The sequence below is a fragment of the Rhodococcus sp. 15-2388-1-1a genome, from assembly GCF_002259145.1.
GTDB lineage: Bacteria > Actinomycetota > Actinomycetes > Mycobacteriales > Mycobacteriaceae > Rhodococcoides.
In genome coordinates, this window is record NZ_NPFP01000031.1 from 67,939 (window position 1) to 82,331 (window position 14,393).

Genomic DNA, 14,393 nt, shown 5'->3' on the forward strand with positions numbered 1-14,393 from the left:
GAACTGGCATGTCGATTTCGTGTCGGTGGGTCCGGCTACGGTTTCAATACTCGCGGGGGAGAGCATGGCGGGGGGTGTCGGGCCGTCTGAGGCCAACCACTCGGCAAGGTCCCCACCCGCATGTCTCGACCGCACCCGAAAGGAACCCGGCCAGTGCCAGCACAAGCCTGGATCACCCTCATCGTCGGTTTGATTGCCGTCGTAGGCGTGGTGGGAACCGTCAGCCAGCGCACTCGGGCGGACAACCGTTCTCAATCCTGGCAACGCATCACCTGGTGCCTCGAGAGGACCGTCAGCGAGAACGACGACGAAGCCGCACTCGGCTGGAAAGTGTTCGGCACCGTTGCCACGACTCCGTTCATCGCGCGCACCGATCGCGACACGCTGCAGGCGATCGCAGATCTCACCGTGAAGCCACAGGACGACCTGGCGGAACCTGCCGAAACCGGCGACAATGAAAACGACACAGAGACGGAGGACCCCCGATGACCACCACCGAGAACCGCCCCGCGGGCCGTGGACGCTCGATGAAAGTCCGGTCCGCAGCCGCCGAAGCATCCATCAAGCTCCGCGAGTACGACGATAAGCCCGTCCCGCAATGGCTCCGTGACGTCGCAGCTGGCAAAGACACCAAGCCGCCCAAAGACTGAGCAACCTACGAACCGACGAAGGCCCGCCACCGACCATGGGGCGGGCCTTCGAGGCGTACGGCTCGATCACCGGCGCGTCACGACCACTCCCGCGTCGGGAGCACATCGGTCATGAAGCGGTGCAGTGCCGGGTTGTCGTTGTCCACGCGCCAGGCCGCGTCGAGCTCGACGGGGCGTTCCTTCACGGTCCGAACCGGCCGGAAGACAACACCTTCCGGCCGCATGGTCGACGCCGATTCCGGTACCAATGCCAATCCGATGCCGGAACGAACGAGCACCAGCATCGTGTGCACCTGGGTCACGTACTGCACGTAGCGCGGGGTCACGCCGACGATGGTGAACGTACTGATGAGCAACTCGTGGAAGTACCGCGCATCGACCGGTGAGTACATGATGATCGGCTGGTCGTCGAAGTCCTCCACCGACAGTTCGTCCTTCTCAGCCAGCGGGTGAGAGTCGGGCATCGCTGCGATCAACGACTCGTGCAGCACCGGCCGGGACGCGATCCCCGGTCGCTTGAGTGGTGGCCTGGCCAAACCGAGATCCAGATCGCCGACGGCCAAGGACTCCATCTGTACTGCCGAGACCATTTCGCGTAGAACGAGTTTCACGTCCGGTAGCTTTTCGCGCGCGGCGTCGAGCAACTGCGGGAGTACTGCATGGGCCGATGCGCCGGTGAATCCGACGACCACGGTACCCAGGTCCCCGGTGGGAACGCGTCGCACCGTCAGCAATGCGCCCTCGGCGAGGTCGAGGATGCGTCGGGCCTCGGGTAGGAAGGCCAATCCCGCGGCCGTCAGGGTCACCGACCGGCTCGTGCGGTCGATCAGCTGCACGCCGACTTCGCTCTCGAGCTGTTGGATCTGCCTGCTCAGGGGCGGCTGAGTCATGTGCAGCCGTTCGGCAGCACGGCCGAAGTGCAATTCCTCGGCGACGGCGATGAAGCAGGAGAGCCTGTTGAGCGAGAACATCGATTCATTCCTTGCATCGCGGAGTGAGTTCTGTTGTGCCTCTGTAGATCAATCTAACTCACAAGCCGCGACCCGACGATTGACAACCTTCTCTCCGGTAAGAGTAGAGTTGCCCGCGGAGTGGACGCCACATCGGTCACAGTCCCTCGCACCCATCGAACGGAGTTGTCGTGTCTCGAGCTGCCCAGGTGCCTGCCACCGCCGTCGAAGACGTTTCGGTGCTGGGTGCGTTGCGCTCACCCAGGCGGCTCAAGACCGAAGTTCTGGCGGGCCTGGTGGTGGCGCTGGCGTTGATTCCGGAGGCCATCTCGTTCTCGATCATCGCCGGGGTCGATCCGCGCGTCGGGCTGTTCGCGTCGTTCACGATGGCCGTCACCATCTCCATCGTCGGTGGTCGGCCGGCGATGATCTCCGCCGCCACCGGAGCGATTGCCCTGGTTGTCGCCCCGTTGGCGCGTGAATACGGCCTCGACTACCTCATCGCGGCGGTGATCCTCGGCGGAGTGTTGCAGGTGGTGCTCAGCGTGCTCGGCGTCGCCAAACTGATGCGGTTCATCCCGCGCAGCGTCATGGTGGGATTCGTCAACGCGCTGGCGATCCTGATCTTCACTTCGCAGGTGCCGTACTTGATCGGAGTGCCGTGGCTGGTCTATCCGATGGTTGCCGTGGGCCTGCTCATCATGTTCTTCCTGCCCAAGCTCACCACCGTTGTGCCGGCTCCGTTGATCGCCATCGTGATACTCACCGGCGTCACACTCGTCTTCGCTCTCGCGGTTCCCGATGTGGGTGACGAAGGAGAACTGCCGTCCTCGCTGCCGTCGTTCCTGATCCCGAATGTGCCGTTCACGTTCGACACGCTGAGCATCATCGCCCCGTTCGCACTCGCCATCGCCCTCGTTGGGCTGCTCGAATCTCTGATGACGGCCAAGCTCGTCGACGACATCACCGACTCGCACTCCAACAAGACCCGTGAGGGCTGGGGTCAGGGTGTGGCGAATCTGGTCACGGGATTCACCGGCGGCATGGGCGGTTGCGCGATGATCGGCCAGACCATGATCAACGTCAAGGTCTCCGGAGCCCGCACTCGAATCTCGACGTTCCTTGCCGGTGTTTTCCTGCTCATCCTGGTCGTCGTTCTCGGCGACATCGTCGCGCTGATTCCGATGGCCGCGCTCGTCGCAGTGATGATCATGGTCTCGATCGGCACCTTCGACTGGCACAGCATCGACCCGAAGACGTTGCGCCGCATGCCCAAGAGCGAGACCCTCGTCATGGTCGCCACGGTTGCGGTCACCGTCGTCACCCACAACCTCGCGTACGGCGTGCTCGTCGGTGTCATCACTGCAATGGTGCTGTTCGCCCGACGGGTCGCCCATCTGACCGAGGTGGTCGACGTGGCCCATCCCGACGAGGACACCAGGGTGTACGCGGTGAAGGGCGAGTTGTTCTTCGCGTCGAGCAACGACCTGATCTATCAGTTCGACTACGTCGGAGATCCGAAGAACATCGTCATCGACATGTCCGAGTCGCACATCTGGGACGCATCGACCGTGGCGACCCTCGACGCCATCACGACCAAATACGCCGCCAAGGGCAAGACGGTGAAGATCGTGGGGCTGAACGCGCCGTCCACCGAGCGGCACGACCGCCTCAGTGGAAACCTCGGTGCCGAGCACTGACTAGGGTGGGCTGTCGAGGAGAGGCGGCACATGGCAGACGACGGCATGCACATGCAGATCGGACAGGTAGCTCAACGAACCGAGCTGTCCATCCGCACGGTTCGTCATTACGACGACGTCGGCCTCGTCACGCCCTCTGCTCGGACCGTCGGCGGCTTCCGGCTCTACACCGAGTCCGACGTCGAACGACTGCTCGTCATTCGTCGGATGAAGCCCCTCGACTTCACGTTGGCCGAAATGAAACAACTACTCGAATCCCTCGACGTTCTGGGCGACGAGAACGCGACGGACGACGCCAAGTCCTCGGCCGCGGCCTTCGTTCGTGAGTGTCACACCAAGGCCGAGGAAAGCTGCCGCACGTTGCGGCGGCAGCTCGCCTACGCCGAGGAACTGACCGATGTGCTGTCCACCCGTGGTGCGGCAGCCCAGATCTGACCGGACCGGCTCTAGCCGTCCACGACCACCGGGACGATGAGGGGCTGACGGCCCAGGGTCTGCTTGGCCCAGCGTGCCGATTCCTGCACGATGCGCTTCTCGATGTTCTCGCGAGACGCAACCTTGACGTCGCTCTCGCGCGTGAGGGTCTTGCCGATCGCCTTGGCCAGCGAGTCGAATGCGTTGGCCTCGTGGGCAAATCCGCGTCCGATGAAGTCGACGTCGTCGACCAGCAGGCCGGTGTCTGGATCCACGATCGCGATGACGGTCAGCACGCCCTCGTTCGCGAGCAAGCGACGCTCGGCCAGCGAATCCTCGGTCACACCACCGACGGCACTGCCGTCGACGTAGACGAGCTCGATGGGGACGGAGCCGGTGATCTGCGCGACGCCGTCGAACAGGTCGATGACGCTTCCGTTCTCGGCGATCAACACTCGATCGCGGGGAACGCCGGTCCTGATCGCGAGATCGGCGTTGGCGCGCAGATGTCGCGACTCACCGTGTACGGGAAGCACATTGGCGGGTTCGAGGATGTTGTAGCAGTAGACCAACTCGCCTGCGCTGGCGTGACCGGAGACGTGCACCTTCGCATTTCCCTTGTGCACCACACGTGCACCCTTGTCGACGAGACCGTTGATGACGCGGTAGATCGCGTTCTCGTTTCCGGGAATGAGACTGCTCGCCATCAGCACGGTGTCGCCGTCGCCCACCTTGATCTGATGCTCACCCGACGCCATCCGCGACAGCGCGGCGAGGGGCTCGCCCTGCGATCCGGTGCAGATCAAGGTGATCTTGTTGGCCGGAAGCCGATTGAGCTTCGGTAGATCGACGACGAGCCCGTCGGGCACATCGAGGTAATTCAGATCGGTCGCAATCTTCATGTTGCGCACCATGGATCGGCCCACAAACGCAACCTTGCGGCCCTGCGCATGCGCGGCGTCGAGTACCTGTTGAATGCGGTGCACGTGACTGGCGAAGCTCGAGACGATCACCCGCCCCGTCGTTTCACGGAACACCTTCTCGATGGCCGGGACCAGATCACGTTCGGACACCATGAACCCGGGAACTTCGGCGTTGGTCGAGTCGACGAGTAGGAGATCGAGCCCTTCCTCGCCGAGGCGTGCGAAGCTACGGAGATCGGTGATCCGGCCGTCCAGCGGGAACTGGTCCATCTTGAAGTCGCCGGTGTGCAGCACCAGCCCGGCATCGGTGCGAATGGCGATGGCGAGACCGTCGGGGATCGAGTGGTTGACGGCGATGAACTCGAGCTCGAACGGGCCTTCCTGACGGGTTTGCCCCGCTTCGACCTCGATCAGCTTTGTCGAGACCTTGAACTCCTCGAACTTGGCAGCCAGGAAGTGCAGTGTCAGCCGTGACGAGATGACGGGGATGTCGCCACGCTCGCGCAGCAGGTAGGGGACGCCCCCGATGTGGTCCTCGTGTCCGTGGGTGAGGACGATCGCGACGACGTCGTCGAGACGATCCCGGATGCAACTCCAGTCGGGGAGGATGACGTCGACGCCGGGCTGGTGCTCTTCGGGGAACAGGACGCCGCAGTCGACGATGAGCAGTTTTCCGTCGTACTCGAACACGGTCATGTTTCGACCGATCTCGCCGAGACCGCCGGTCGCGATCACGCGAAGGTGCCCTGCCTGAAGCGCGGAGGAGGATCGCTTTCTCGGTGCGGCGGGGGATCTGCGGTTCCGTGGTGATCTCGACATGCCTCTTACGCTACGGGGGGTTCTTCACCTGGTCTCGACCCCGGTCCGAAGATTTGCATATTGTTCCCCGCCGAGGGCGTGATGTCAGGTGCCTACCGGCTTCGGCTGGTCGGCCCGGGTCAACCCAGGTCGGAGGGATCGGAGTTCGCTCCGCAGAGGATGATTGCGACTTTCTCGCCCGGTTTCGGTTCGTATCTTTTCGCTCTGATCGCAGCGACCGCTGCCGCAGCCGCATGCTCGACGACGAGCCGCCGCGAATCCCACAGATGTTGTCGCGCTTCGACGATGGCGGCGTCGTCGACAAGAACGGAGATGGTGTCCGACGCCGCGGCCGCAGTCAGAGCGAGCGGCGTGACCCGCCGCGCGCCCAGAGAATCTGCGGCAATCGAATCCACCGGTACGTCGACAGGGAAGCCCGCCTCCAACCCTGCTGCGAAGGCTCGACACTTCTCGGGTTCGACGGCCACCACCCGAACACCTCGTTGCGCCGCGACAGTCGCGATGCCGGCGAACAGTCCGCCTCCACCGACCGAGACCACAACGGTGTCGAACGCGTCGGCGGTCAGCATGTCGAGCAGGAGAGTTCCGGCACCCGCAGCGATCAGCGGGTTGTCGTAGGCATGGGAGGCCAGAGCTCCGGTGTCCGCGGCGTAGTCCGTCGAGGCCTCGAACGCCTCCGCGTATTCGGTCCCGACGGCTCGAACGTCTGCGCCGAGGGCGATCAGTTTCGCCTTCTTGAACTCGGGCACCGTGGCGGGCACGAACACGGTCGCGGGCACGCGGTACTTCGTCGCCGCCCACGCACAGGCCAACCCTGCGTTTCCTCCCGAGGCGATCACGATCCCCGCGTCGGGCATCGTTCCCGCCTGCCGGTGCGCGGTGACGAAGTTGACGGCTCCGCGTGCCTTGAACGTTCCCGTGTGCTGCATGAACTCGGCCGCGTACAGCAGGTCCGGGGGCTCGGCCGCGATCATCGTGACCGGTCTGACGGTGCCGGCAATACGTGATTGGGCATCGACGACGTCGTCGTACGTGATCGCAAGAGGCACCCACCCATTGTGGCCCTCTCACGTGAACGTCCGCCGAAGGGGACATCGACCGCCGAAACCATTGCGGAATCACGCGTCATCACTTTAAAGTGATGACACGCATCATCGGATTGCGTCTCGTGCGGGAGGGGTTCGTCAGCATGCATATTCACACCGTGGTGATCATCGGCAGCGGCTTCGGTGGCCAGTGCGCAGCGAAGGCATTGCTCGATCGAGGCATCGACGACCTCGTCGTTCTGGAGAGACGATCCTTCATGGGTGGCACGTGGAAGCAGAATCGCTACCCGGGCGCAGCCGTCGACGTGCAGAGTCCGCTGTACTCGATCGCGTCGGAACCGTTCGAGTGGACGCGCATGTTCGCCGAACGCGAGGAGCTCGAGCGGTACACCGACCATGTGCTCGAATCCAACGGTCTGCCGGCGCGGACGCATGTCGACACCGACGTTCAGAAGATCGAATGGGCCGGAGACCACTGGACCATCACCACCTCGCGGGGCGACTACGCGGCGAAGTTCGTCGTCAACGCGTCGGGACCACTCAGTACGCCCGTCATACCGCCGTTTCCCGGCCGAGAGAAGTTCCAGGGCACCCAGTTCCACACCAACGACTGGCACACCGACTACGACCACGCAGACAAGCGAGTGGCGATCGTCGGCAGCGGAGCCAGTGCCGCGCAGGTGATTCCCGCGATCCAACCCGACGTGGCGCAGCTGCACGTCTTCCAGCGCACCCCGCACTGGGTGATGCCACGTCACGATCGCGAATTCACGCCGCTGCAGCGCAGGCTGCTGAAGTTGGAACCGATCCGCAGGCTGGTCCGCGCCGGGATCTACTGGAGTCTCGAAACTCGTATCCTCGGCTTCAAGTACTCACGGACGATGTTGAAGGCCGTCGCCCAGCGAACTGCGGTGAAGCACATCGAGTCTCAGGTTCCGGATCCCGAGCTTCGAGCGAAGGTCACCCCGGACTACGTCATCGGGTGCAAGCGGGTTCTGCTGTCCAACGCGCTCTATCCCGCGCTGGGGCAGGCGAACGTCACCCTGCACGACAAGAACGACGGCATCGCGGAGATCACCGAAACCGGCATCGTCACCACCACCGGCGAACACGTCGACGTCGATCTGCTGGTGTGGTCCACCGGATACGACGCCACCGACGGCGTCATCTCGTACCCGGTGATCGGACGCGACGGCCGAGCGCTGTCCGAGGTCTGGGATCCGTACCCGCGCGCCTACCTCGGCACCACGATTCCCGGCTTTCCCAACCTGTTCGTCGTCACCGGACCGAACACCGGAATCGGTCACACCTCCGCGATCTTCCTCATCGAGGCGCAGATGGAGTACATCGTGCGGGCCATCGACGCCGTCCGACAGGTGGGTGCGACCGCCATCGAGGTCACCGTAGCCGCCGAGCAGGACTACACCGACACCATTCACCGCGAGATGGAAGGCACCGTCTGGAAGGACGGCGGCTGCCACAGCTGGTACCAATCGAAATCGGGACACGTGGTTGCCATGTTCCCGGGATTCAGCTTCACGTTCCGCCGCTGGGCCAAGCGTTTTCGGCCGGAAGCCCATCACATCCACCGGTCATCCACCGAGGTGACGACGAAGGACGAGGTCTCGGCATGAGCAAGCACACCGGACAGGTAGCGCTGATCACCGGCGCGGCAGGCGGAATCGGTTCCGCCGTGGCGACCGCACTGCATCGACGCGGCGCCTCGATCGTTCTCGTCGACATGGCGTCGACCGACCTCGAGGCCGTGGCGGCGAAGCTGGGCAACCAACGCGTGGCGATCGCCTATGCCGACGTCACCGTGCGGGAGCAGCTCGATGCGGCCGTCGCGACCGCGATAGACACCTTCGGCAAGCTCGATTTCGTGATGGCCAACGCCGGAATCTCCAGCGGTGCACAGGCATCGACCGTTCGGTCGATCGAGGACGGAGTCTTCGAGCGGGTCATCGGCGTCAACCTGATCGGCGTCTGGAACACGGTGCGTGCCGCCCTTCCGCACATCGTCGAGTCCGGGGGCTACGTGCTGCTCACCTCGTCGACGTACGCGTACCTCAACGGCCTGGCGAATGCGCCGTACGCGGCATCGAAGGCGGCGGTCGAACAGCTCGGTCGTGCTCTGCGTGCGGAACTCGCGGGCACGAAAGCGACTGCCGGAGTGCTGTATCCGGGGTGGGTGGCAACTCCGATCGCCGAAGTCGCGTTCGGCGGCGACGACGTCGCGACGGCCATGATCGACCGCGCCTTCCCCACGCCGCTGCTCCGCCCGATCACACCGGACAAGCTCGCGCGCGTGGCCGTTCGAGGGATCGGACGGCGGGCTGCGCGCATCGCCGTGCCCGGTCGCTGGATCCCGATCTCGCTGTTGCGTGGCATCGTCAACCCGGTCATGGACGCCATGATGGAGCGGGACGCCGAATTGATCCGTCTCACTGCCGAACTGGATGCCCGACGGTCATGAGTGCAGCGCCGGAAGCCGCCGGCCGCGCCTACGGCGGTGAGAGCGCGGCCGACCGCGACGACCGTAGGCGGCGGCAGCTTCTGGACGCCGGCCTGCGGGTGTTCGGCAGCACCGGGTACCGCGCCGCGACCGTCCGCGGACTGTGCCGCGAGGCCAAGATCGCCGACCGGCACTTCTATCAGTATTTCGACAAGACCGAGGATCTCCTGCTCGCTGTCTACGCGGAATGCATTGCACACCTGACCGACTCGGTGTCCGGGGCCATCGCGGAGGTGGAGACGGGCAGCGAGATCAGGGCTGTCGCCGAGCAGTTGCTCGAGCCGTTCTTTCGGGTCGTCGAGGACCCGCACCTCGCTCGTGTGGTGTGGATGGAGGTGCTCGGAGTCAGCCCTCGCGTGGAGCAGACGTACCTGACAGTGATGCAGCAGTTCGGGACGCTGTTGCTCGGCTACCTCCGCACGTTCGCCGGCGACGTACCGTCGGGCCCCGATCTGGATGTCGACCTGCTCGCCACCGCTGCGATCGGCGGAATCAGCCACACGGCCATGACCTGGTATCAGAGCGGTTATGTCGCAGAGCGTCGCATCGTCGTCGCCACCATCGCGACCATGCTTGCCAATATCGTTGCGCCGCTGACGAACACAGAATTCGAGGGTCGAGAGAGTTAGCGCACCGGCACAGTCCTCTTCAGGAATTTCAGCTGCTCTTCGATGATGATCGGGAACAACGGCTGCACGTAGGGGTCGAAGTGGCCCCCCTTGTGGATGTGCACGGTGGCGTCGGGAATCTTCGCTGCGATCTTCACGGTGACGTACGCCGGCGTGACCACGTCCTCGGACATGATCTGCATCAGAACGGGGCAGGTGATGTTCGACGCGGTCTTGCCCGGCGAGTACAACCCGATGCGCAGGAGTATCCGCGCAGCAACGGTTTCCGGGTAGTCGCCGTCGGTCAATCCGGATTCGGCGAGGAGGAGGTCGCGGCCGGGGACGGCGTCGGGTGAGGTCATCACGGCTCGATCGCCGGGGTTGCCGACCGAGTCGACGTACAGGGGTGATTTCCCGCGCACTGCGCGGATCTGGTCGATCACCGCTGACGGGGCGAGCTTGATGGTGCGCCGAAGTCCGGTCGCGCGCACGGCTGCGATCCCGTCCACGTGCGGGATCTGGGCGATGACGGCGGCGAAGTTCTCTCCTGTGCCGGCCCGGGTGAGCACGTGTCCGCCGGCGAAGGAGGTACCCCAACCGACGATGCGAGCCGAGTCGACACCGTCGAGTGTCCGGGCGTAGGCGACGGCGTTGCGCCAGTCGACGAGTTGCTTGCCGATGTCGAGCAGCTGCCGCGGCTCACCGTCACTGTCACCGAAGTGGCGGTAGTCGAAAACGAGAACCGTGTAGCCGGCGCGGGCGAAGACCTCCGCGTAGGCGAAGAGGCGAATGACACGTGGGGTGCCGAATCCGTGGGCCATGACCACGGCAGGAGCGTCGGCCGTCGTGCCCGTGGGCCGATACACCGCGACAGCGCAGCGGACTCCCTCCGAATCGAACCATTCGTCGGTACGGCGGTATTCGGGCTGGTCGTCGGCGCTCATGTGGTTGTCCTTCTTCGTTCTCTTGATCGTCATTCAAGAAAATAGCACCGTCTTGAATGTCGATCAAGATACGATGATGCAATGCCGCGCAACCGTCGACCCGTCGATCGCGCCGAGAAGCGCTCCGAGATCGTGAACGCCGCCCGCTCGCTGTTCGTCGACGACGGCTACGAGCACACCCCGATGGGGCGAATCGCCACCGCTGCCGGAGTGACCACCAATACGATCTACTGGTATTTCGGCGACAAGGACGAGCTGCTCGTCGGGGTGCTCGACGACATTCACACCGAGGCCCTCGGTCGATTCGGTGCTCTCGCGGCGCAATCGGTGAACGAGCAGGTCCTCTGGGTGGTCGACGAGCTGGAGAAATATCATCGACTGGTCGATACGGTGCACTCGCGAACGTCGGTAGCTGCCTGTATCGACAAGTGGCACAACGATTTCCATGCGTTGTGGGAACAGTGGATCGCCGTCGAGCTACGCAACGCCGGCGTAGATGACGCCGACATCGAACCGACGACACGAATGATCGTCTTCGTCATCGAGGCCATGCTGACGCACCCGCAGGACGAGGCGTCGAAACGGGCCATGATCGATCTGCTGTTCCGCAAGGTCGGCGTCCGACGTTGACCTACTCGTGGACGGTTGTGCGGTTCCGCCCGAGATTCTTGGACTCGTACAACGCTCGGTCGGCGCGCGCGAGGGTGGCGCGGGCGGCTTCGCCGTCCTGCCGGCTCGCCACTCCCGCCGAGATCGTCACGTCCTTCGGTAGCTCCGTCCGAACGCGATCGACGGCGTCGCGTAGTTCGGCGGCTGTGCCCGTGATGCACAGCACCGTGAATTCATCGCCGCCCGAGCGGCTCAGCAGGTACTGCCGCGGCAGGCAGGTGCGTAGTGCGGACGACACGATCTCGAGCGCGCGATCACCGGCCGCATGACCGTGGTCGTCGTTGATCACCTTGAAGCGATCGATGTCCACCACTGCGATGGCGTCGATCTTTCCGCTCGCCACCGTTCCCGGCCGAGCGTCCAACTCACGGGTGAGGCGCCGTCGATTCGGGAGCTGGGTGAGGTGGTCGATCTCGGAGGTCGAGGCCACGCTCTGGACCCAGGCCGCGGAGATCGCGATGGCGACGAGCACCAGTTGGGCGTTGATCACCAGGACGGGATGGATACCGCCGACGACGGCACCCAGGTACGCGACGTACACGGCGTTGAGAACCGTCGTCCGCCAGGCGATGCGGTTGGGCAGCACGATGAACGCAGGCGTCACCAGAAGTAGCTGCAGGAAGATGCCGGACATGGCCGCGATCGCCCCGCCCGCCGCGCTGCAGAACAGGGCGATGCTCGTCAGACCGGACAGGTGCATCGCCAGGTAGAGGCGTCGAGACAGCACCGGTGCCGCCGCGATCATGTAGATGCCCAGTGCGCACCATGCCACCGCGAGGACGAGCAACACGGTCGCCGCCCGAGGCGAAGCCCCGACGACGGTGACGACACCCACCAGTCCACTGACGAGGCAGTTGACCCCGGACGTTCGCGCGACCGGCGCGGGGGAATATTGCCAACCGGTGTTCACACGACAGACCTCTCGCACGGATCCCCACGACCCGGAGCGAGCTTAGTCCTACCAGCGCGGGCAGGTGTTTTCGAAGCTCGAATCGATGCTCTGCATGTACCCGGTGTCGTCACGGTCGCGGATACCGCAGTCGAGGTACTGCTGATGCAGCGCCGCGAGCGCGTCCTTGTCGATCTCGACGCCGAGGCCGGGCCCGGTGGGAACTGCCACCGAGCCGTCGACGAAGTTCAACACCCCGGGTACGACGACGTCCTCGCTCTTCCACGGCCAGTGCGTGTCGCAGGCGTAGGTCAGGTTGGGCGTCGCCGCGGCGAGGTGAACCATGGCGGCCAGGCTGATTCCGAGGTGGCTGTTCGAGTGCATCGACAGACCCAGCTCGAAGGTGTCGCAGATGCCGGCGAGCAACCTCGATCGTTGCAGCCCGCCCCAGTAGTGATGGTCGGACAACACCACCTGCACCGAGTCCTTCACCACCGCGGGCTTCAGATGATCGAAGGCGACGACGCACATGTTGGTCGCGAGAGGCATCTTCGCCTCTCGCGCGACCTCGGCCATCCCGTCGAGTCCCGGTGTCGGGTCCTCGAGATACTCGACGATGCCGTCGAGCTCGGCGGCGACACGGATGGATGTGTCGACCGTCCACGCCGCGTTGGGGTCCAGCCGGAGCGGCAACTCCGGGAATGCCTCCCGGAGCGCCTTGATCCCGGCTATCTCCTCGTCGGGTGGAAAGACGCCGCCCTTGACCTTGATGGCCTCGAAGCCGTACTCGTCGATCATCTTTCGGGCCTGGCGTACCAGGCCGGCCGGGTCGACGGCCTCGCCCCACTCGTCCGGTCGGCCACCGGGATGTGCTGCCCATTTGTAGAACAGATACGCGCTGAACGGAACGGAGTCCCGAACCTTGCCCCCGAGCAGGTCCGACACCGGTCGCCCCAGCACCTTGCCCTGCACGTCCAGGCACGCGATCTCGAACGGCGAGAAGACGCGGTCGGTGGTACTGGCCGTGGTGATCATTCCCGCGACGCCGTCTCCGCCGGTGATGGACAGCGTCCCGAGTACCGTATCGACGGCATCTCGAATCTCGTTGAGTGCGAACACGTCCAGGCCGGTGATGGCCTGAGCCGCCGCGTCGAGACGAGCCAGATGCGCAGTGTCGGCGTAGGTCTCACCCAGTCCGACTACGCCGGCATCGGTGTCCAGCTGAATGATCGCGCGCAGTGCGTACGGCTGATGCACCCCGACTGTGTTGAGCAACGGAGGGTCCACGAAGGCGATCGGCGTGATCCGAGCGCCGGTGATCAGAACCGGATCCTGCATCAGCGCACCGCGAGCTCGTTCGCCAGCACGGCCCGGCCGGCGGCGACGATCGCGGTCAGTTCCTCGAGGTGCGGCGCACTGATGTCCACCAGCGGCGGGCGCACCGGTCCGGCCTCGATACCCTCCATCGTCACGCCTGCCTTGATGAGAGCGACGGCGTATCCGGGAACCTTGTCGCGTAGACGCACCAGTGGGTGGAAGAACTCGCGAAGCAGTGCGGCAGTGAGCTTCTCGTTGCCGCTGTCCAGAGACCGGTAGAACGCCAGCGCCAGCTCGGGAGCGAATGCGAACGTGGCCGAGGAATACAGAGTGACACCGATGGCCCGGTACGCCTGTTGTGAGACCTCGGCGGTGGGCAGACCGTTGAAGAACTGGAAGGGCTTGCCCGACGGCTCGAGTGCATCCAGGACTGCGCGGACGATCCGGCCGACCTGATCGAGATCGCCTGTGCCGTCCTTGAACCCGACGACGGTGGGCAGCTGCGCTACCTCGACGGCCGAGTCCTCGGTGAAACGGGCATTGCCGCGGTTGTAGACGATCAACGGCAGATCGGACGCGGCGGCCACGGCCTTGGTGTAGTTGACCAGACCGGCCTGCGGCATCGTCACCAGGTACGGAGGTAGCAGCAGGATGCCGTCGGCTCCGTTGGTCTTCGCGCTCGCCGCGAACGCCTTTGCCTGCGCCACGGATCCGCCTGCGCCTGCGTACACCGGCACACGGCCCGCCACGACGTCGACTGCAGTGCGCACGATCTTGCCGAATTCCTCGCCTTCGAGGGCATGGAATTCGCCGGTGCCGCAGGCGATGAACACCCCACCTGGTCCGGCATCGACGCCCTTCGCGATGTGCGCGGCCAGCAGGTCGTAATCGACCTCACCGGCGGCGGTGAACGGGGTGACGGGGAAGAACAGGACTCCGTCGAGCATGG

The 14,393-nt window shown here is 64.7% G+C and carries 15 protein-coding genes; 8 read left to right on the plus strand and 7 right to left on the minus strand.

From position 1 onward, the window contains the following. Nucleotides 1-153: 153 nt before the first annotated feature. Complete coding sequence (locus tag CH302_RS17790; RefSeq protein WP_037196056.1) at nucleotides 154-489, plus strand: hypothetical protein; 336 nt, start codon at nucleotides 154-156, stop codon at nucleotides 487-489. Next, nucleotides 486-650 (plus strand): hypothetical protein, encoded by a 165-nt coding sequence (locus tag CH302_RS30165; protein ID WP_155292955.1) that lies wholly within the window; start codon nucleotides 486-488, stop codon nucleotides 648-650. Before CH302_RS17790 ends, CH302_RS30165 begins: the two co-directional genes overlap by 4 nt. A gap of 77 nt (nucleotides 651-727) precedes the next feature. Here CH302_RS30165 and CH302_RS17795 read toward each other — a convergent pair whose 3' ends face one another. Further along, nucleotides 728-1,621: a LysR substrate-binding domain-containing protein gene (locus CH302_RS17795; RefSeq protein ID WP_037196054.1), complete on the minus strand. Its 894-nt coding sequence runs from the start codon at nucleotides 1,619-1,621 to the stop codon at nucleotides 728-730. A 170-nt stretch (nucleotides 1,622-1,791) separates the two neighbouring features. On the opposite strand from CH302_RS17795, the gene CH302_RS17800 reads away from it, so the two are divergent. Further along, nucleotides 1,792-3,300: a SulP family inorganic anion transporter gene (locus CH302_RS17800; RefSeq protein WP_037196052.1), complete on the plus strand. Its 1,509-nt coding sequence runs from the start codon at nucleotides 1,792-1,794 to the stop codon at nucleotides 3,298-3,300. A gap of 30 nt (nucleotides 3,301-3,330) precedes the next feature. After that, complete coding sequence (locus CH302_RS17805; RefSeq protein WP_037196051.1) at nucleotides 3,331-3,735, plus strand: MerR family transcriptional regulator; 405 nt, start codon at nucleotides 3,331-3,333, stop codon at nucleotides 3,733-3,735. 11 nt (nucleotides 3,736-3,746) lie between these two features. On the opposite strand, the gene CH302_RS17810 is transcribed toward CH302_RS17805, so the two are convergent. Both CH302_RS17810 and CH302_RS17815 read right to left on the minus strand, forming a co-directional pair. Continuing rightward, nucleotides 3,747-5,372 carry a ribonuclease J gene (locus CH302_RS17810; protein WP_037196049.1) on the minus strand — a complete coding sequence of 542 codons (1,626 nt, stop codon included), beginning with the start codon at nucleotides 5,370-5,372 and terminating at the stop codon, nucleotides 3,747-3,749. Between the two features lie 203 nt (nucleotides 5,373-5,575). Beyond that, nucleotides 5,576-6,505, minus strand: coding sequence for a serine/threonine dehydratase (locus tag CH302_RS17815; RefSeq protein WP_037196047.1), 930 nt, complete (start codon nucleotides 6,503-6,505; stop codon nucleotides 5,576-5,578). A 92-nt stretch (nucleotides 6,506-6,597) separates the two neighbouring features. On the opposite strand from CH302_RS17815, the gene CH302_RS17820 reads away from it, so the two are divergent. The 3 genes from CH302_RS17820 to CH302_RS17830 are packed head-to-tail and all read left to right on the plus strand — an operon-like array spanning nucleotide 6,598 to nucleotide 9,646. Next, a complete protein-coding gene (locus tag CH302_RS17820) occupies nucleotides 6,598-8,136 on the plus strand; it encodes a flavin-containing monooxygenase (RefSeq protein ID WP_230596526.1) in 1,539 nt (512 codons plus the stop codon). After that, nucleotides 8,133-8,978 carry an SDR family NAD(P)-dependent oxidoreductase gene (locus CH302_RS17825; RefSeq protein WP_037196044.1) on the plus strand — a complete coding sequence of 282 codons (846 nt, stop codon included), beginning with the start codon at nucleotides 8,133-8,135 and terminating at the stop codon, nucleotides 8,976-8,978. The genes CH302_RS17820 and CH302_RS17825 overlap by 4 nt, the downstream gene beginning before the upstream one ends. Continuing rightward, on the plus strand, nucleotides 8,975-9,646 hold the full coding sequence (locus CH302_RS17830; RefSeq protein WP_052048122.1) for a TetR/AcrR family transcriptional regulator: 672 nt from the start codon (nucleotides 8,975-8,977) through the stop codon (nucleotides 9,644-9,646). Before CH302_RS17825 ends, CH302_RS17830 begins: the two co-directional genes overlap by 4 nt. On the opposite strand, the gene CH302_RS17835 is transcribed toward CH302_RS17830, so the two are convergent. Further along, entirely contained in the window at nucleotides 9,643-10,569 is a 927-nt protein-coding gene (locus tag CH302_RS17835; RefSeq protein WP_037196242.1) for an alpha/beta hydrolase, read from the minus strand. The two genes, CH302_RS17830 and CH302_RS17835, sit on opposite strands and share 4 nt — an antisense overlap. Nucleotides 10,570-10,650: 81 nt before the next feature. Between CH302_RS17835 and CH302_RS17840 the strand changes: the two genes are divergently transcribed. After that, complete coding sequence (locus CH302_RS17840; protein ID WP_037196042.1) at nucleotides 10,651-11,199, plus strand: TetR/AcrR family transcriptional regulator; 549 nt, start codon at nucleotides 10,651-10,653, stop codon at nucleotides 11,197-11,199. A 1-nt stretch (nucleotide 11,200) separates the two neighbouring features. Here CH302_RS17840 and CH302_RS17845 read toward each other — a convergent pair whose 3' ends face one another. The 3 genes from CH302_RS17845 to CH302_RS17855 are packed head-to-tail and all read right to left on the minus strand — an operon-like array spanning nucleotide 11,201 to nucleotide 14,391. After that, nucleotides 11,201-12,148, minus strand: a complete 948-nt coding sequence (locus tag CH302_RS17845; protein ID WP_037196040.1) for a GGDEF domain-containing protein — start codon at nucleotides 12,146-12,148, stop codon at nucleotides 11,201-11,203. Nucleotides 12,149-12,196: 48 nt separating this feature from the next. Then, the gene (locus CH302_RS17850; protein WP_037196038.1) at nucleotides 12,197-13,465 is read right to left on the minus strand and encodes a glucarate dehydratase family protein; all 1,269 of its coding nucleotides are present in this window, start codon (nucleotides 13,463-13,465) and stop codon (nucleotides 12,197-12,199) included. Next, nucleotides 13,465-14,391, minus strand: coding sequence for a 5-dehydro-4-deoxyglucarate dehydratase (locus tag CH302_RS17855; protein ID WP_037196036.1), 927 nt, complete (start codon nucleotides 14,389-14,391; stop codon nucleotides 13,465-13,467). Before CH302_RS17855 ends, CH302_RS17850 begins: the two co-directional genes overlap by 1 nt. Nucleotides 14,392-14,393: the final 2 nt, after the last annotated feature.